This window comes from Campylobacter sp. P0103 (assembly GCF_002139545.1).
Taxonomy (GTDB): domain Bacteria; phylum Campylobacterota; class Campylobacteria; order Campylobacterales; family Campylobacteraceae; genus Campylobacter; species Campylobacter devanensis.
This window is the reverse complement of record NZ_MJKG01000001.1, coordinates 234,929-251,979: the sequence shown is the minus strand read 5'-3', so window position 1 is coordinate 251,979 and position 17,051 is coordinate 234,929. Positions and strand designations below refer to the sequence as shown.

Annotated in this window: 21 protein-coding genes; 11 read left to right on the top strand and 10 right to left on the bottom strand. The window is 31.8% G+C overall.

Features of this window, described 5'->3' with window-relative positions; translation table 11 throughout:
* From CIGNP103_RS01280 to CIGNP103_RS01255, 6 genes are read right to left on the bottom strand one after another with little or no spacing between them, the layout of a single operon-like run.
* On the bottom strand, positions 1 to 1,104 hold the full coding sequence (locus CIGNP103_RS01280) for a metallophosphoesterase (RefSeq protein ID WP_086238827.1): 1,104 nt from the start codon (positions 1,102 to 1,104) through the stop codon (positions 1 to 3).
* A gap of 14 nt (positions 1,105 to 1,118) precedes the next feature.
* The gene (gene hisG / locus CIGNP103_RS01275; RefSeq protein ID WP_086233260.1) at positions 1,119 to 1,733 is read right to left on the bottom strand and encodes an ATP phosphoribosyltransferase; all 615 of its coding nucleotides are present in this window, start codon (positions 1,731 to 1,733) and stop codon (positions 1,119 to 1,121) included.
* Positions 1,727 to 2,353, bottom strand: coding sequence for a type III pantothenate kinase (locus tag CIGNP103_RS01270; protein ID WP_086229088.1), 627 nt, complete (start codon positions 2,351 to 2,353; stop codon positions 1,727 to 1,729). The genes hisG and CIGNP103_RS01270 overlap by 7 nt, the downstream gene beginning before the upstream one ends.
* Positions 2,340 to 2,666, bottom strand: a complete 327-nt coding sequence (locus tag CIGNP103_RS01265; protein WP_086224357.1) for a hypothetical protein — start codon at positions 2,664 to 2,666, stop codon at positions 2,340 to 2,342. Before CIGNP103_RS01265 ends, CIGNP103_RS01270 begins: the two co-directional genes overlap by 14 nt.
* Positions 2,666 to 3,667 (bottom strand): L-seryl-tRNA selenium transferase, encoded by a 1,002-nt coding sequence (locus tag CIGNP103_RS01260; RefSeq protein WP_086268440.1) that lies wholly within the window; start codon positions 3,665 to 3,667, stop codon positions 2,666 to 2,668. Before CIGNP103_RS01260 ends, CIGNP103_RS01265 begins: the two co-directional genes overlap by 1 nt.
* Before the next feature lies 1 nt (position 3,668).
* Positions 3,669 to 4,226, bottom strand: coding sequence for a hypothetical protein (locus CIGNP103_RS01255; protein WP_086252535.1), 558 nt, complete (start codon positions 4,224 to 4,226; stop codon positions 3,669 to 3,671).
* Positions 4,227 to 4,388: 162 nt separating this feature from the next.
* On the opposite strand from CIGNP103_RS01255, the gene gatC reads away from it, so the two are divergent.
* The 9 genes from gatC to CIGNP103_RS01215 are packed head-to-tail and all read left to right on the top strand — an operon-like array spanning position 4,389 to position 11,668.
* The gene (gene gatC / locus CIGNP103_RS08095) at positions 4,389 to 4,676 is read left to right on the top strand and encodes an Asp-tRNA(Asn)/Glu-tRNA(Gln) amidotransferase subunit GatC (RefSeq protein WP_086224361.1); all 288 of its coding nucleotides are present in this window, start codon (positions 4,389 to 4,391) and stop codon (positions 4,674 to 4,676) included.
* A gap of 3 nt (positions 4,677 to 4,679) precedes the next feature.
* Positions 4,680 to 5,714 carry a type IV pilus twitching motility protein PilT gene (locus tag CIGNP103_RS01250; protein ID WP_086232018.1) on the top strand — a complete coding sequence of 345 codons (1,035 nt, stop codon included), beginning with the start codon at positions 4,680 to 4,682 and terminating at the stop codon, positions 5,712 to 5,714.
* 13 nt (positions 5,715 to 5,727) lie between these two features.
* Positions 5,728 to 6,312 carry a CvpA family protein gene (locus CIGNP103_RS01245; protein ID WP_086224364.1) on the top strand — a complete coding sequence of 195 codons (585 nt, stop codon included), beginning with the start codon at positions 5,728 to 5,730 and terminating at the stop codon, positions 6,310 to 6,312.
* Positions 6,309 to 6,776 carry a Fur family transcriptional regulator gene (locus CIGNP103_RS01240; RefSeq protein ID WP_086224366.1) on the top strand — a complete coding sequence of 156 codons (468 nt, stop codon included), beginning with the start codon at positions 6,309 to 6,311 and terminating at the stop codon, positions 6,774 to 6,776. Before CIGNP103_RS01245 ends, CIGNP103_RS01240 begins: the two co-directional genes overlap by 4 nt.
* A 3-nt stretch (positions 6,777 to 6,779) precedes the next feature.
* Positions 6,780 to 8,267 (top strand): lysine--tRNA ligase, encoded by a 1,488-nt coding sequence (lysS, locus tag CIGNP103_RS01235; RefSeq protein WP_236847356.1) that lies wholly within the window; start codon positions 6,780 to 6,782, stop codon positions 8,265 to 8,267.
* 9 nt (positions 8,268 to 8,276) lie between these two features.
* A complete protein-coding gene (locus CIGNP103_RS01230) occupies positions 8,277 to 9,521 on the top strand; it encodes a serine hydroxymethyltransferase (RefSeq protein WP_086252500.1) in 1,245 nt (414 codons plus the stop codon).
* Positions 9,521 to 10,063 (top strand): DUF1882 domain-containing protein, encoded by a 543-nt coding sequence (locus CIGNP103_RS01225; protein ID WP_086224370.1) that lies wholly within the window; start codon positions 9,521 to 9,523, stop codon positions 10,061 to 10,063. The genes CIGNP103_RS01230 and CIGNP103_RS01225 overlap by 1 nt, the downstream gene beginning before the upstream one ends.
* Positions 10,064 to 10,073: 10 nt before the next feature.
* The gene (locus CIGNP103_RS01220) at positions 10,074 to 10,883 is read left to right on the top strand and encodes an SPOR domain-containing protein (RefSeq protein ID WP_086252499.1); all 810 of its coding nucleotides are present in this window, start codon (positions 10,074 to 10,076) and stop codon (positions 10,881 to 10,883) included.
* A 2-nt stretch (positions 10,884 to 10,885) separates the two neighbouring features.
* Complete coding sequence (locus CIGNP103_RS01215; RefSeq protein WP_086241242.1) at positions 10,886 to 11,668, top strand: shikimate dehydrogenase; 783 nt, start codon at positions 10,886 to 10,888, stop codon at positions 11,666 to 11,668.
* Here the strand turns inward: CIGNP103_RS01215 and recR are convergent.
* From recR to CIGNP103_RS01200, 3 genes are read right to left on the bottom strand one after another with little or no spacing between them, the layout of a single operon-like run.
* Positions 11,665 to 12,231: a recombination mediator RecR gene (recR, locus tag CIGNP103_RS01210; RefSeq protein ID WP_236845585.1), complete on the bottom strand. Its 567-nt coding sequence runs from the start codon at positions 12,229 to 12,231 to the stop codon at positions 11,665 to 11,667. The genes CIGNP103_RS01215 and recR overlap by 4 nt on opposite strands.
* Complete coding sequence (locus CIGNP103_RS01205; RefSeq protein ID WP_086229081.1) at positions 12,215 to 13,465, bottom strand: ArsS family sensor histidine kinase; 1,251 nt, start codon at positions 13,463 to 13,465, stop codon at positions 12,215 to 12,217. The genes recR and CIGNP103_RS01205 overlap by 17 nt, the downstream gene beginning before the upstream one ends.
* Positions 13,462 to 14,133, bottom strand: coding sequence for a response regulator transcription factor (locus CIGNP103_RS01200; RefSeq protein ID WP_086224376.1), 672 nt, complete (start codon positions 14,131 to 14,133; stop codon positions 13,462 to 13,464). The genes CIGNP103_RS01205 and CIGNP103_RS01200 overlap by 4 nt, the downstream gene beginning before the upstream one ends.
* 126 nt (positions 14,134 to 14,259) lie before the next feature.
* On the opposite strand from CIGNP103_RS01200, the gene dnaJ reads away from it, so the two are divergent.
* Positions 14,260 to 15,366, top strand: coding sequence for a molecular chaperone DnaJ (gene dnaJ, locus CIGNP103_RS01195; RefSeq protein ID WP_086241243.1), 1,107 nt, complete (start codon positions 14,260 to 14,262; stop codon positions 15,364 to 15,366).
* Between the two features lie 108 nt (positions 15,367 to 15,474).
* On the top strand, positions 15,475 to 16,755 hold the full coding sequence (locus tag CIGNP103_RS01190; protein WP_086224379.1) for an acyltransferase: 1,281 nt from the start codon (positions 15,475 to 15,477) through the stop codon (positions 16,753 to 16,755).
* A 32-nt stretch (positions 16,756 to 16,787) separates the two neighbouring features.
* Here the strand turns inward: CIGNP103_RS01190 and rpsR are convergent, their stop codons facing one another.
* On the bottom strand, positions 16,788 to 17,048 hold the full coding sequence (gene rpsR / locus CIGNP103_RS01185) for a 30S ribosomal protein S18 (RefSeq protein WP_086224380.1): 261 nt from the start codon (positions 17,046 to 17,048) through the stop codon (positions 16,788 to 16,790).
* Between the last annotated feature and the right edge of the window lie 3 nt (positions 17,049 to 17,051).

The window sequence follows — 17,051 nt, the reverse complement described above, 5'->3', positions numbered from 1 at the left end:
TTAATCTCCTAAAAGCTTTAAATATACTATTTCGCTATTTGATCCAACTCTAAAAGGTGGCCCCCAAAGCCCAGCACCACTACTAACATATAATTGCATATTATTATTGATATTATATAATCCATAGACATATTTTTGATTTAGCCATACTAGGAACGAAAATGGAAAAATCTGCCCACCATGCGTATGTCCGCAAATAACTAGATCTACATCACGTTTTAAATATTTGAGTGAACGAGGCTGATGAGTAAGCAAAATTGTAGGTAAATTTGGATTAATGCCATTAAATACATTGACAAAATCAGGAACAAACTCACCCATTTTAAAGCCTGTAATATCATAAACACCAGCTAAATTTACTCCACCAATATTAAGATTTTCATTTTCTAAAACCTTAATTCCAAGCTCTTTAAATTTATTCAATAACCCACTAAGGCCATGATAATATTCGTGATTTCCAACAACCATAAAAGTACCAAATTTGCTCTGAACACCTTTGAGTGGTTCAAGAAAGTCTTTTAACTCATCGCTTTTTAAATCAACCAAATCGCCTACGATTAGTAAAGCATCTGGACGGAGTAAATTTATCCTATCAACAAGGCTGGCCATAAAATCTTTTTGATAAAATTGTCCGATATGCACATCAGTAATTATGGCTAAATTTAGCGGAGTTTTAAGATTTTTAATCTTTATTTCTTTGGTAGTAATAATAGTGTTAAAATTAGCATTATAAGCACCTACTATAATATACATAAAAAAGCCAAAAATTACACAGATATCTATTATAAATTTGGCAATTTTTTGAGAATTTTTACTAAGTTTACTAATAAAAAGTAGTGCAATATGAAATGGTAAAATGGTACAAAAAAGCATAAAGCTCACGCCAATACAGATGATAGAAATTTGATAGATTAGCGATGGTAGTGGAGAGCTTTTAATAGATATAAAATAGGCTACTTCAAATAAAAATATTAACCCAAAAACTACTCGTAAACTCCATTTAAATTTGACCAATATCAAGTTTTGTTTAAGACGTTTATAAGTATATAAATTTATTCCCAAAAAAATCAGCGTAGATAGTGGAATAAAAATATATGGACTCATATTTTGCCTTAAATTTAGTTTTGGATTATACTATTTATCTGATGATAAAGTGATAAAATTTCATCACGTTTAGTTATAAAACTATTTTTATTAGCAATCAAATGAGCGCTACTAGTCATTATTTCTTCGGCTACTTTTAGGCCATTTTGTCTCATTGTAGTGCCAGTTTCAACAATATCCACAATAGCATCGCTAAGTCCAACAAGTGGAGCTAGCTCAATAGAACCATAAAGTTTAATAATCTTAACTGCAATCGCTTTTTGGTCAAAATAATTTTTGGTAATATTTGGCATTTTTGTAGCAATTTTTAGCTCTGGTTTGCTATAGTCTAGTCTTTGGTTTTCTTTAATACCAATGCAAACCTTGCATCGCCCAAGTCCAAGATCAAGCAATCTAAGCACATCGCATCTATGCTCTTCTAATACATCAAGTCCGACTACACCGATATCTGCAGCACCTTCGGTGATATAAGTTGGGATATCTTGATTTCGTACCATTAGAAATTTAAATTCACCCTTTGTCATAATGAGTTTTCTATCTTCAAATTTAAACTCACTTCCAAAAATTTTGCTAAAAATTTCTAAAGTCTGCTCAGCAATTCTACCCTTTGGTAATGCTACACTTAGCATAAAATCTCCTTATTTTCATTTATCGCTCTTTGCATACCACGAAATATTAGCATTCTATCATAGATAGCTTGAGAGAAAAACTTAGACAAAAACTCCCCATCTCCGCCAGTAAAATATATCGTTTTTTGGCTTGAAAAATCGCTAATTAAACTTACAATTGGTTTGATTATTCCATAGCTGATAGCATCTTGTGTGCGTTGTGGTAGGCAATCTAGATCTATATTTGTATTTAGTGGCAAATTTAGTCGTGGTGAGATATTTTGCAAACTTTTAAGTGTTGTAGATATCCCAGGAATTATAAAACCACCAATATGACAACCATTTGCCATTAAATCAAGAGTTATAGCGCTTCCAGCATCTACAATTAGGCCATTATTTATAGCATAGCATACAGCAGCCCTATCAATGCCTAAACCAATATATGTGCTATTTAACTTAATATATGATGAAATATCGATAAATAAATGGTTTAAAAGTTTTTGTTCAGCTTTATCATTTACATTAATGTAGTAAATTTTTTCTGTTGGCTCATAAGCCATAAATTCATCAATGGTTAAATTCCAAACTCTTCTACCATCAAAAAATGAGGCATTTGTATTTCCAATATCACATAAAATCATAAAATTTCCAATCTGAATTTGATTTTAGAACCTTTGAACAGATCGGCGAGCTGTAAAAAAGTCCAAATTTAACTATGTTTGTATCAAATTTCCTCTTAACAAGTTCGCTAATTTCTCTTAGCTCCTCAAGTTCTTTACTCACAAATCTACTTTTTGAATCCCTAAAAAAGATAAGATTATAAAATCCGCTTTTATCTATTCCTAAAAATAGCTGATAATTACGCTTTTTACTAAATTCTTTAATATCAAGAGTGCGTAAATTTTTAAGTAAAATTTTACGCTGGTTAAAAATATTACAAATTCTATTATCCATTATTTTAATTTTAATATCTCATTATCATAGTAGAAAGCGTCCGCACCTGTGAAGCTTTTTTTGCTAATTTCTGAGTCTAGCTCAATTACTTGAGTATTTTGTAAATTTAGATCCGTTATAAACATATATCCGGTTTTTTCAAAGATATATAGCTTATCATCTTGTGGAATTGCACCTGCAAATATGGCAAATTTAAAGTTTTGACTGCCAATTTTATTTAGCTCCAAATCCAAAATCTCTACCACTCCATCTTTTAAGAAAATATAAATTTTACCAGAGTAAATTAAAACATCTTTTATTTGGCCATCATAATATTTAACACCATTAGGGTCAATTGCCATAAATTTTGTAGCGCTCGCTGCAAACATTTTATCGCCTAGCAAATCAAGAAATATAATATTATTAAAAAACGGCTCACTACTAACAACTGCATCACGTAAAATTCTTCCATTAGCTCTATCAACAATCATAATTTTACCATCAAGTGTTGGATATACTATAATTGAGTTTAGAAATATTGGATTTGCCATCTTTGCATCGATTGCATAGGTTATACCGATATTATACTCCAAAAGAATTGTATCACTAATCATATCAATAAGGTATATAGTATTATCAGCACTTAGAGCAGCTAGATGATTATCATTTATAGAGGCTGAGACTATGCGAGTGTTAAATTTATTTGTGTAATACTCATCACTATCAACTAAGACTTTAAATGAGCCATCAATATTAGCAACTAAAAGCTTATCTTGATACTCTCCTAAAAAGTTATCATCTTTAAGCAAATTTAGCTCTATAATCTTTCCACTTTTTAGTAGCACACTACCATTTTTTAATACAGCACCATATTTGCTAGTTTGTTGAATGGTTGAGCTTAATGAGCCAGTAAATTCTATATTACTAGATACACTCTCAGGTTTATAATACTCTCTTTTAGTATAACAACCAACAAGCATAAAAAGTATTAAAGATGATAGAATATAAGCTTTGTAATTCATACTATTTTCCTTGATAATGCTCTAAATTTTTAGTAATTTGTTGAAGTGGTGAATTAAGAGGAATTTTTGCAAATTCAGCCTTTGCAGCATCGGTTTTGCCATCTTTTAATAGTTCATAACCATCGATTAAAGCATTATAATTTGATAAAATTTTAGCCGATTCTTGGCCTTTTAAATTTATTAAAATTTCTTTTAAAAGCGGATCGATCTCTAAATTGATCGCCTCATCTATAATTGTAGTTGAGCTTAAATCAGCTGTTTTAATTACAAAAAGAGCATATAAAGATGGGTTTTTAGATATTAAAATTTGTTTTGCATTACTATCGTCTGGGTGATTTATTAAGGTATTATAGGCTTTATTAACTTCTGCTTTACTAGCTTCTTGTAAAGCATTTGATATGCTATAACCAACAAGTGCAATAACTATAACAATTCCTGCAGCGATAAAGCTCTTTTTATTGCGTTTAAAAAATCTCTCACTTTTTATAGCGCTTTCTAATAGTTGTTCTTGAGAGCTAATCTCATTTTTAATATAGTCAATATTCTCTTTAACTGCCAAAGTAATATCCTTTAAAAATAAAAAATTTGCTAATTTTATCATAAATTATCTTAAATCTAACAAATAAAAAGGTAATTATTAAAAAGTTCCTAATATTGATAATTTCTATCTAAGAAAACTTATGATATAATCGCTCAAAAATTTTAAATTTGGGGTGAAACTGTGCAAATTGATGATAAAATGCTTGAAAAATTAGAGAAATTAAGCGCACTAAAGATTCCGGATGATAAGCGTGAAGAGTTTAAGGGTCAACTTAGCAAGATTGTCGATTTTGTTGATGTTTTAAATGAGTTAAATTTAGATGGCATAGAAGCTGCAGTAAGTACCGTAAGCGGTGGAACTCCACTTAGAGATGATGAACCACGCAAGAGTGATGTAATAGATATAATTTTACAAAATGCTCCACAAAAACAGGGCAAAAGTTTTGAAGTTCCAAAAATTATCGAGTAGAATATGGCTATAAGATCTTTGCTTGATTTGGTAATAGATAAGAAAGCTAGTGATTTACACCTAGTAGCTAGAAGTATGCCAAAGATTAGAATTGATGGAGAGCTAGTTTCTACAGGAAATGTAGTTCTAACACCAAATGATATAGAAGAAATTTGCCTACCACTTATAGATGAAGAGCAAAAAGCTGAATTAAAAAAATTTAAAGAGCTTGATTTTTCTATTGATCTTGGCAATAGTAGATTTAGAGTAAATTATTATTATACTATGAATGGTGAGCTTTCGGCTGCATTTCGTACTATACCGCTAGAGATACCAACACTCGATGATATTTGCGCACCCGATATATTATTTGATTTAGCTAAGAAACAAAAGGGACTAATTCTAATAACTGGAGCTACAGGAAGTGGCAAAAGTACTACGCTAGCAGCAATTTTAAATGAGATAAATCACAGTCAAAATAAACACATCATTACTATTGAAGATCCAGTAGAATTTATTCATACTAGCAAAAACTCACTATTTTCGCATAGAAATGTTGGAAGCGATACAAGCTCATTTTCACGAGCGTTAAAATATGCTCTTAGAGAGGATCCAGATGTGATTTTAGTTGGAGAGATGCGTGATAAAGAGACTATGGCAATGACTATTGAAGCGGCTCAAACAGGGCATTTGGTCTTTGCAACACTACATACAAACTCAGCTGTAAGCTCTATAAATAGAATAATAGATAGTTTTGCTACAAGTGATCAAGCATATATCAAAAGTTCTTTAGCCTCATCATTAATAGCTGTAATTTCTCAAAATTTACTTCCAAAAATTGGTGGAGGTAGGGTTGCGCTTTTTGAGATTATGCTAAACAATATCGCAATTTCAAATTTAATAAGAGAGGGGAAAATTCATCAAATCCTCTCTCAAATGCAACTTGGTAGCTCACAAAGTGGTATGAGAATTATGGCAAACGAGATACAAAAAGCACTAAATGAAAATATAATAACAAAAGATATTGCGATGCAATTTAATGCGACAAATTTAAATTAATGGAGAAAAATTGATGGATTTTATTACTTGGTTTGATATTATTATTATCGCTGTAGTGATTATTTTAGGAATTAAGGGTATTATAAATGGCCTTATTAAGGAAGTTTTTGGCCTTATAGGTATTATTGGTGGTGTGATTATCGCTAGTAGAAATGCAAATTTAGTTGGAGATTTAATAAGTCTTTATATATATCAACTCAGTGATTCGGCAGAATTTTTCTTTGGATTTTTACTTGCTTTATTAGTATTTTGGTTTGTATGTTTGATGCTTGGTAATCTACTATCAAAGATGTTAAAAATGAGCGGATTGGGATTTGTGGATAGATTATTGGGATTTTTTGTTGGAGCAGCAAAGATATTTTTAGTTCTTGCCATTTTAGCTGCGATTGTATCAAAAATTTCAGTATTAAATCAGAAAATATCTCCATTTTTTGAAGGCAGTAAGGTTTATCCAATATTATTAAGCGCTGGTCAATTTATTATGGCAATGGATGTTAGTAAAGTTAAAGAGAGTGTAGAGAGTGGTCAGATTGTCGTTCCTGAGCTTTTAGATAGTGCTGAGGGAGTAGAAGAAAATTTAACTAAGGTGGAGCAATGATAGAAAATATTGAATATGATGCGTTGCTAGAGAGATTTAAGAGGGTATTACGAGATAATGGTTTAAAATATACCAAACAGCGTGAAGTACTTTTACAAACATTATATAATAATAGTGAGCATTTTACCCCAGAGCAGTTATATTTGTATATCAAAGAACGCCATCCAGGACTAAATGTCGGTATTGCTACAGTTTATAGAAGTCTAAATTTACTTGAAGAATCAGGTATGGTAACATCAATTAGTTTTGGTGTGCAGGGTAAGAAATTTGAACTAGCCAATAAGCCTCATCACGACCATATGATCTGTAGGCAGTGTGGTGTGATAGTTGAGTTTGAAGACCAGATTATAGAAAAGCGCCAGCTAGCAATTGCTAAAGAGCATGGCTTTAAGCTTACTGGCCATATTATGCAACTATATGGTGTTTGTAGTGAATGCAATAAACAAAAGATAAAAGGAATTTAATTGATTTTTGATACTGAATTAGAATTAACTCGTCTAGCTAAGGCTGATGAGCTACGACAAATGGGAGTTAGCCCTTATCCGCATTTCTTAAAAAGAGAGATGAATATTTCTGAGTTTAAGAGCAAATTTGGATATATAAAAGAACTTCCTGAAGGTGAGAGAAAAGCCCAAGAAGAGGTAGTTATATCTGGTAGAATAAAACTAAAAAGAGTAGCTGGGAAATCAACATTTGCCAATATAGAAGATGAGAGCGATAATATCCAAATTTATTACTCATTAGCTAGTATAGGCGAGGAGGATTATACTAAATTCAAAAAAAATCTTGAAGTTGGTGATATAATCCTTGTTAAAGGCTATGCTTTTATAACTCAAACAGGTGAATTTAGCCTACATGCAAGCCATATCACTCTTGCTACTAAGGCCATATCTCCATTACCTGAGAAATTTCATGGATTAACTGATATAGAGACAAGATATCGCCAAAGATACCTAGATATGATTATGAATAGAGATGTTAGAGATGATTTTCTTAAGCGTTCAATCATCATTAGCACTATCAGAAGGTTTTTTGAAGAGCGTGGATTTTTAGAAGTTGAGACTCCTATGATGCATCCAATAGCAGGCGGGGCTAATGCCAAGCCATTTATCACTCATCATAATGCATTAGGCGTAGATAGATATCTTAAAATTGCCCCAGAGCTTTATCTCAAAAGGCTTATCGTAGGTGGTATGGAAGCAGTATTTGAGATGAATCGTTGCTTTAGAAATGAAGGGATGGATTTAACTCACAATCCTGAATTTACTAGTATTGAGTTTTATTGGGCTTGGCATGATTATTTTGAGGTTATGGATCTGACTGAAGAGTTATTTGCGACACTACTTGATAAATTAAATTTGGATAAAATAATCGAATTTGATGGTCAAAATATCGATTTTTCTAAGCCATTTAAAAGGATCAAATATCTTGATGCACTTGTAGAAATTGGTGGGTTAGATAGAGAAATTATAAGCGATAAAGAGAAGATATTGGCTAAATTAAAAGAGGATAAATTTGAAGCAAATGATAAGTTAGATCTTGGTCATTTACAAGCTGAACTTTTTGATAATTATGTTGAAAGTAAGCTAATTAATCCTACATTTATAACAGATTTCCCTATTTCAATTTCACCACTTTCAAGAAGAAGTGATGAAAATCCTGAAATCGCAGAGAGATTTGAGCTATTTATCGCTGGTCGAGAATTAGCAAATGCATTTAATGAGCTTAATGATCCAGTTGATCAATATGAGAGATTTAAGGCTCAAATACAGAGCAAAGATGCTGGCAATGATGAAGCTCATGAGATGGATGAGGATTATTGTAGGGCTCTTGGATATGGTATGGCACCAACTGTTGGTTGGGGTCTTGGTGTTGATAGGTTGGTAATGCTACTATTAAATAAAAAATCAATTCGCGATGTTATATTATTTCCAGCGATGAAACCAAAAAATTAAGGAGTAAATATGAATTTAGAAAGTTATGATAAAGAGATTTACGCTCTTTTAAATAAAGAGCTTGAGCGTCAGTGCGATCATTTGGAGATGATTGCTAGTGAGAATTTTACATATCCTGAAGTTATGGAAGTTATGGGTTCTATTTTGACTAATAAATATGCCGAAGGGTATCCTGGTAAGAGATATTATGGTGGTTGTGAATTTGTAGATGAAATTGAGCAGATTGCAATTGATAGATGTAAAAAACTCTTTGGTTGTGAATTTGCTAATGTTCAGCCAAATAGCGGTAGCCAAGCAAATCAAGGTGTTTATGGAGCATTTTTAAAGCCAGGTGATAAGATTTTAGGTATGGATTTAAGCCATGGTGGTCACTTAACTCACGGTGCTAAGGTTTCAAGCTCTGGTAAGTATTATGAGAGTTTTTTTTATGGTGTTGAGCTAGATGGTAGAATCAACTATGATAAGGTAGCTGATATTGCAAATATTGTTAAACCAAAGATGATAGTTTGCGGTGCGAGTGCCTATACTAGAGAGATAGATTTTAAGCGATTTAGAGAGATTGCTGATAGCGTAGGTGCGTATTTATTTGCTGATGTGGCGCACATAGCGGGGTTAGTTGTAGCTGGCGAGCATGCTCATCCATTTCCACATTGCCATGTAGTAAGCTCCACAACACATAAAACTCTAAGAGGCCCAAGAGGCGGTATCATCATGACAAACGATGAGGAATTTGCTAAAAAGATCAATAGCTCTATATTCCCAGGAATTCAAGGTGGGCCATTAATGCATGTTATAGCCGGTAAGGCTGTAGGCTTTAAGCATAATTTAAGCGATGAGTGGAAAGTATATGCCAAACAAGTCAAAGCAAATGCTAAAAAACTTGGTGAAGTTTTAATTAGCCGTGGATATGATCTAGTAAGTGGTGGTACTGATAATCACCTTGTACTTGTTAGTTTCTTAAATAAAGATTTTAGCGGTAAAGATGCAGATATAGCTTTAGGTAATGCAGGAATTACGGTAAATAAAAATACAGTCCCAGGCGAAATTAGAAGTCCATTTATAACAAGCGGTATTAGAGTAGGTAGCCCAGCGCTTACTGCTAGAGGTATGAAAGAGGCTGAATTTGAGTTAATTGCAAATCGCATTGCTGATGTATTAGATGATATAAATAATCTTGATAAACAACGCAAAATCGCAGCCGAATTGAAAGATTTAGCTCATCAATTTATCATCTATAATAAAGCGACATTCTAATGCAGCGTATGGATTTATCGCTTATTAAGATGATTACAGATCACTACTATATCAAGCGTGATCTAACTGTAAAAAAGATTGAGCATAAGGGTAGGTATTTTTTTGATAAATTTGAAAGAGTAGATGAACCGCTTAGCCTAGCAATACAAAGAGAACATGCCGAGCGTAAAATAATTGTAGCACACTCTTTGATCAATAGGTTAAATAAGGTTGAAAATATTGTTTTTGACTATAATGGCAGAATGCCTGAACGCTTTTGGCATAGGGCTCAGCTACTACTAAGAGAAGAAGGGTTTATAAATTTCACAGCTTATGAGACCAAAACCCCTGGTCATTTACATCTATACGTCCATAAAGGTCATACAACCTTTATGGAAGGGTGTCAAATAGCTAATAAACTATCAGTGATGCTATCACAAAAGTTACCTCAAGAGTGGAGAATGTTTCCTACTATGGATATGCCATTAGAGTATAATATTCTAGCCTTGCCATATGAGCTCTATCAAAAAGAGCGTGGTGCTAGCTGGTCAAAACATATGTAAAGGATAAATTATGGAAGAAAATAATAATTTACAAGATATCTTGCTAGATAAAAACGAAGAGGAAAAGTCTGGTGGTATACGCAAAATTTTAATTGGTGTGGCGTTGCTAGTTATCATTTTTGTTGTAGTATTGATTGTTGTGAAGTTTTTAAATTCAAATGAGACTAAAAAGGGTAACGATATATCTGATAGTCTGTTACTACCTGCTGAGTTGCCTGCTAATACATCAGATAATAGTGGCTCAAATGACCTTTTTGAACAAGTGCCAATTGTTAGTGATAATTCAAATTCTAAAGAGAGTTTTGAAAATATAGTAAATGAGTATAAAAATGCTCAAGCTGCTATGGATACTACACCTAGTATGATTGTGCCAGTGCTACCTCCAAAAGTTGAAGAGCCATTTGGTGCAACTGCTCCAGCTGTTAAAGATAACAAAAAAGAACCAGTTAAAAATGTAGAACCTAAAAAAGAGCCAGCTAAAAAGGTAGAACCAGTTAAAAAGGTAGAACCTAAAAAAGAACCTGTTAAAAAATCTGAACCAGTTAAAAAGGTAGAACCTAAAAAAGAGCCAGCTACTACAAACGGCCTAGCTAAGGGAACATATATTCAAGTTGCATCTGTATCTAAACTCGATAGAAATAGTGCTTTGATTAAAAGAATTACAGCTAATGGCTATAAATACACAACTCATGAAGTTGTTGTAAATGGTAACAAAGTAGTAAAAATTCTAATTGGTCCATTTGGTTCTAACATTGAATCAAATATTCAAAAAATACGCCAAGATGTCTCAAGTGGCGCCTTTGTTTATAGGGTTAAATAATAATGAAATATTTTGCTCTTTTTGGTAATCCTGTATCGCATTCTATCTCGCCAAGGCTTCATAATAGTGCGCTTTGCGGATTAGGTATAAATGGAATATATGGTAGGATTTTACTAGAGCAAGGTGGTGATATAATTGATAAATTTAAAAAATATAACCTTCAAGGGGCAAATATCACCGTTCCATTTAAAGAGTCAGTAATCAACCTTTGCGATGAGCTTGATAGTATCGCAAAGGAGATTGGCTCGATTAATACATTAGTTCGCATAGGTGATAAGATTAAAGGTTATAATACCGATGCACCTGGATTTATGATGGCAATTGCTGAATTTGGCAAAATTAATAAGGCGCTAATATTAGGTGCTGGTGGAACTGCTAAAGCACTTGCATATATTTTAGATCTTAGCGGAGTGGACGTTGAGATTTTAAACCGAAGCGATAAAAGCGAACAGTTTAATAACTATAAATTCCATACTCATACAAATTTTACTCCAAGTAGTTACGATTTGGTAGTAAATACCACTTCAGCAGGGCTTTGTGGTGATGAATTGCCATGTGATAAACATTTGCTAAGTGATATTTTTTCTAATTCAAAATTTGCCTTTGATGTTATTTATAATAAAAATACTCAATTTTTACGCCTTGCTAATGAGTTGAATGTACAAAACAAAGATGGTAGGGATATGTTGCTTTATCAAGCGGTTTTGGCATTTAATATATTTTTTGATAATAAATTTAATCAAGATAAGATTACACAGTTAATGCGTGGAGTGTTTGAGCTTTAAAGTTCTTTTCTATCTTTTATTGCTTTAGTTAATGAGAGCATATCGACATTTTCTAGACTTACTCCAGTTGGGATACCTTGAGCGATTTTTGTAAAGCTAATTCCTAATTCCTTTAATTGATCTTCGATATAAAGCATAATACCATCACTATTTATACTTGGGCTAAAAGCAAAAATTAACTCTTTTGAGTTAAATTTACTAATCATATCTTTTAAATTTTCTACACTATTTATATCATTAAAGACAAAATATAATCCGTCAAATGAATTTGAATCTTCTATAGTTAGAATATCTTTAGGACTCTCAACTACGCATATTATGGAACTATTTCGATTGATATCGCTGCAGATATCACAAATTTCATTTTGGCTAATACCGCTACAGATTATACAATGTTTTAGATTCTGAATGGAATTTTCTATTGTATGGGCTAAATTTAGCCCAAAAAATGGATCTTGTAATGCTACATAATAAGCGTATTTTATCGCTGATTTTTTACCTACACCAGGAATTTTACCAAAGGCTTCTACAAGTCTATCAAACTGCTCAAGCTTTTTCATTATCTAATTTTCCAAATTTAATCAAAAATTCATGATATCCATCAGCATAATTATAATCTAAGCTAAATTTATGCATAGAGCATATGTGTTCTATGATATATAGTCCAAGCCCCATTCCACTAGCTTTTGAGCTATTATCTCTTATAAAGGCTTGTTTATAATGTTCAATAGAGCGATCTAATGGCTTACCATGATTTTTTATAGAAATAGTCTTATTGTCGCATGTTATAAGCACTTTTTTATCATCAGAATATTTTAATGCATTGTCTATTAAGTTTTTAATAGCAAGAGAGAATAGTTGAAAATCTACTTTTAAAAGCGGATCGGAATTTAAATTAACTTTAACATTACTATTAAAATCATCTAAGAGCATCATATCTTTAGCTTGATCTAATATGAGGCTAAAACGATATTTAGCATAATCTAAGCTATAGCTTTTACTTAAAAGTTGTTCTATTTTAGCAAATTCATTTATTAGGATATTGAGTCGCTCAAAAATTGCTATTAAGCGCTCTTTTTGAGTGTCGTCTTCGATCATTTCACTAACGATTCTACCTTTGCCAATTGGTGTTTTTAACTCATGCATAATGGTGCGTAAAAATAATTGTCTAGACATAATGAGATCTTTAATTTTGCATGCTGCGTTATTAAATTCATATGCAACCTCGCTTATCTCATCGTTACCTTTAGAAAAATTGACTACGCAAACTCCATCCATATTACCAGCTGCAAATTTACGTATATCACTACGTAGTTTTTTTAATGGTACAAGACTTCTAAAAATCGATACATAAAGCGAGATAAATAGCGCCATAACAATTATGAAACTTGCTAATATGCTATCATTTCCACTATGTAAAGTAGATTCTAAAATTATAGTTACGCTTTGATTTTTAATGCGTAGATAAAGATTATTTTTGTAGCTAATGGTATCAACTATGCCAATTAATGTATCGCTTCTACTAACTAGTGTGCCGTGGTCAAAAATTGCCTTTTGCAAATTTGCATTTTTAACATAAGCTAGATCAAAATTTTTAAAATATCTCTCCCAGTCTTCTGGCATGTTAGATTTTTGATATAGTGAGAGCAACCAGCTAATTGAATTGTAATGATTTTCGCTGATTTTTTCTAGAATTCGTTCATGCTGGAGTTTAAAAAACATAAAAAATAGAGTACAAATCACGATAAATCCAATAGCGAAAATTATCGTGATTTTGGTAGTTAGAGAGTATCTCATCCGACTAATTTATACCCTATGCCACGTACTGAAAAGATATGCTTAGGAGATTTAGAGTTATCACCGATTTTGGTTCTTAAGCGACCGATTATAACATCTAAGCTTTTAGAATCTTTATCTTTTAGGCTTTTGCAATGATATACTAACTGCTCTCTTGATACTGAAAAGCTATGTTGTTTGATTAGGTATTCTAAAATTTCATATTCGGCTGGTGTTAGCGTAAGTGGCGCTCCATTATATGATATCTCATGCCTTTTATCATCTACTTTAAATAGCGTATCTGTGACCTCTTCTTGGGTTTCATTGCTCTTTTTATAACGGCGGATTAAGCTTGTAATTCTAGCGTGCATCTCTTTTGGGTCATATGGCTTTGGCAAGTAGTCATCAGCGCCAATTTGAAGGCCAACAACTCTATCATTTACATCGCTTCTAGCTGAACTAATGATGATAGGGATATCATATTTTTCTCTAATCTCTTTACAAACCTCTAACCCATCCATACCTGGCAGCGTCAAATCCAATATCAAAAGATCATAATTTTTGATACCGGCACTAAGGCCTAAATATGGATCTTCGTAATTTGTAACTTTGATATTAAATTTTATTAAATATTCAGATAAAATTTGAGCAAATTCCGGATCATCTTCTATCATTAATACATTTATCATATTTGGCTCCTAGTATAAAATTTGGCACTATTATACCAAAAATTAATAATAAATTTGCTTTTTATGTATAAATTTAGTAACTTTTGGATAAAATCGCCAGTTAAAATTATAAACAAGGAAGATATTTTGGAATTTGATTATTATGAGATATTAGAGATTTCAAGGGATGCTGATAGCGATACGATTAAAAAAGCCTATAGAAAACAAGCGCTAAGATACCATCCAGATAGAAATCAAGGCGATAAAGAGACTGAGGAGAAATTCAAACAGATTAATGAAGCTTATGAGGTTTTAAGCAACGCTGAAAAAAGAGAAATATATGATAGATATGGCAAAGATGGGCTAAAAGGCATGGCCGGTGGTGGCTTTGGCGGTGGATTTGATTTTGATGATTTGGGTGATATATTTAGCTCATTTTTTGGCGGCGGATTTGGTACTAAAAGTAGATCTAAAAATCAGTATAAATATGCTTTAGATATAGAAGTTGGTATTGGGTTAGAGTTTAATGAAGCGGTTTTTGGTTGTGAAAAAGAGATAAAATATAAGTATAAAATTCCATGTAAAAGCTGTAACGCAACAGGCTCAAAAGATGGCAAAAAGCAGACTTGTAGCAAATGCGGCGGAAATGGTAAGATAGGAATTCAACAAGGCTTTATGCAATTTGTCCAAACTTGCCCAGAATGCTCAGGCACAGGCCAAACTATCAAAGACAGATGCCCTGAGTGTAATGCTAGTGGCTATAATGAAATAAGCGATAGCGTTAAAATCAATATCCCTGAAGGGGTGGATAATGGTACTAGAATTAGGGTTAGCCAAAAGGGAAATAGATATGAAAATTTAACCGGAGATTTATATGTCCGTATAGCTGTTAAAGATGATGAGCATTTCCATAGAAATGGAGATGATGTATATGTGGAGATTCCAGTATTTTTCACTCAAGCTATTTTAGGTGATAGTATCAAAATACCGACGCTTAGAGGAGAGGCGACTTTGGATTTACCAGTAGGAGCTAAGGATAAACAGCAATTTATTATCGCTAAAGAAGGAGTTAGAAACGCTAGAACCAAGCAATTAGGCGATTTAATCGTTCAAATTTCAATTCAAGCGCCTAAAAAGCTAAACGATGAGCAAATAGAGCTTTTGAAAAAACTTCAAAATAGTTTTAGTATCAAAAGTGGCGAAATGGCTACTGATAAGGGAATTTGGGATAAGATTAAAAGCTGGTTTTCATAAAATTTTATGGCTAAATTTATAACTATAAAATCGCTTATTTGAATTTGCGATTTTATAGTTATTTAATATATTGTCAATTTTTATATTGATATAAAATTTGGAGAAATTATGCTAGAAAATATTGGTGAAAATGGCAATATTATATATGGCGATCTATCAAAACAGTTAAATTTCAAATGTGATTTTAAAGGTAAAAATAATATTATATTTTTTGCTGGAAGAAGCAAAAATATTAATATAACTTTTCACTCAGATAATAATTTGGTTTTTATTGGCAATTGTGTTAGGGTAAATGGCTCAATCTCTCTTACAAAGGATTGCTGTTGTTATATAGACGATGATAGTAGTTTTGGCGGAGTTAGTCTGCGTATTTATGAAGCTACAAATATTATTATCGGTAGGGATTGTATGTTTTCATGGAGTATATGGGCTGGTACTTGTGATTATCATCCTATAATGGATATTAATAGCAATAATAGATTAAATTTTTCAAAAAGTATTTATATTGGCGATCATGTTTGGTGCGGACAAGAAGCTGGTATTTCAAAAGGCGTATTTATAGCATCTGGATCAGTAATTGGTGCTAAAAGTATGGTTGTTAAGCAGTGCTATTCAAATACTATAAATGCAGGAAATCCAGCAAAACAGATAAAAAATGATATATTTTGGCTAAGAGATGATATATTTGAACAAAAATGGAGTAAAGAAGAGACACTAAAAAATTTAAATATGTCAAATGAAAATTTTAAATATATTTATGATAAAGATAAGTTTATCTCACCAAAAGCTATTGAAAATATGCTAAATAGCCTAATTAATGCAAAAGATAAATTGGAATTTTTATATGATGTAATCTATAATAATAAGAGTAAAAATAGATTTGCTTATTTTGAAAATTATCCTTATGATATCTCTTTAACACAGTATAAAAAAAGATTTAATAATATTAAATTTAAAGAGCAATTTTTAAATTGCAATATATCTGAGCCATCTAATATAGTAAAAAAGCCAAGCTCGAAGCTTACCTACGGTAGTGCAAAATTACAAATATTAAATGGACTTGAATATAGACTAGGCTATACTATGGTAGAGAGTTTTAAAAGTACAATAGGTATTTTTAAATTACCATTTAGATTGATAGATGTATTATTAAAATATAAAAAGGAACAAAAAATATATAAAGAAAATATAAAACATAATCCAAATTTAAAAGTGCCAGAGCTTAAATCATATAGTGATTATGAAGATGCCTTAAGATTAAAAAATCATTTAAGCTATAATTTAGGTAAAGCTTTAATAGAAGCTAATAAAAATTGGTATAAAGGTGGATATGTTAAATTTATATTTGAAGTTATTAAGATAAAAAAAGATTATAGTAAAAGAGTGTGAGTAAATTTAATACCCCATAATGGGGCATTAAATTATAGACCTTCAAATGGGTTTGTAACTACATTTTTTCTATCTACAATGTATGGTATAAGAGCAACATGTCTAGCTCTTTTTATCGCTTTTTCTACCATTTCTTGATGTTTTTTGCTTGTACCAGTTAGGCGTCTTGGCATAATTTTGAATCTTTCAGATAGGCATTGTTTTAAAAGTGCCGTATCTTTATAATCTATAAAATCAATTTTTGCCTCTGTGAATTTGCAATATTTTTTACTATATTTTCTTTTTTCTGCCATTGT

Excerpts from the sequence above, each read along its gene's own strand:
- CIGNP103_RS01280 (WP_086238827.1), bottom strand. The coding sequence starts at position 1,104 with ATGAGTCCATATATTTTTATTCCACTATCTACGCTGATTTTTTTGGGA.
- hisG (WP_086233260.1), bottom strand. The coding sequence starts at position 1,733 with ATGCTAAGTGTAGCATTACCAAAGGGTAGAATTGCTGAGCAGACTTTA.
- CIGNP103_RS01270 (WP_086229088.1), bottom strand. The coding sequence starts at position 2,353 with ATGATTTTATGTGATATTGGAAATACAAATGCCTCATTTTTTGATGGT.
- CIGNP103_RS01265 (WP_086224357.1), bottom strand. The coding sequence starts at position 2,666 with ATGGATAATAGAATTTGTAATATTTTTAACCAGCGTAAAATTTTACTT.
- CIGNP103_RS01260 (WP_086268440.1), bottom strand. The coding sequence starts at position 3,667 with ATGAATTACAAAGCTTATATTCTATCATCTTTAATACTTTTTATGCTT.
- CIGNP103_RS01250 (WP_086232018.1), top strand. The coding sequence starts at position 4,680 with ATGGCTATAAGATCTTTGCTTGATTTGGTAATAGATAAGAAAGCTAGT.
- CIGNP103_RS01245 (WP_086224364.1), top strand. The coding sequence starts at position 5,728 with ATGGATTTTATTACTTGGTTTGATATTATTATTATCGCTGTAGTGATT.
- CIGNP103_RS01240 (WP_086224366.1), top strand. The coding sequence starts at position 6,309 with ATGATAGAAAATATTGAATATGATGCGTTGCTAGAGAGATTTAAGAGG.
- CIGNP103_RS01230 (WP_086252500.1), top strand. The coding sequence starts at position 8,277 with ATGAATTTAGAAAGTTATGATAAAGAGATTTACGCTCTTTTAAATAAA.
- CIGNP103_RS01225 (WP_086224370.1), top strand. The coding sequence starts at position 9,521 with ATGCAGCGTATGGATTTATCGCTTATTAAGATGATTACAGATCACTAC.
- CIGNP103_RS01220 (WP_086252499.1), top strand. The coding sequence starts at position 10,074 with ATGGAAGAAAATAATAATTTACAAGATATCTTGCTAGATAAAAACGAA.
- CIGNP103_RS01215 (WP_086241242.1), top strand. The coding sequence starts at position 10,886 with ATGAAATATTTTGCTCTTTTTGGTAATCCTGTATCGCATTCTATCTCG.
- CIGNP103_RS01205 (WP_086229081.1), bottom strand. The coding sequence starts at position 13,465 with ATGAGATACTCTCTAACTACCAAAATCACGATAATTTTCGCTATTGGA.
- CIGNP103_RS01200 (WP_086224376.1), bottom strand. The coding sequence starts at position 14,133 with ATGATAAATGTATTAATGATAGAAGATGATCCGGAATTTGCTCAAATT.
- CIGNP103_RS01190 (WP_086224379.1), top strand. The coding sequence starts at position 15,475 with ATGCTAGAAAATATTGGTGAAAATGGCAATATTATATATGGCGATCTA.
- rpsR (WP_086224380.1), bottom strand. The coding sequence starts at position 17,048 with ATGGCAGAAAAAAGAAAATATAGTAAAAAATATTGCAAATTCACAGAG.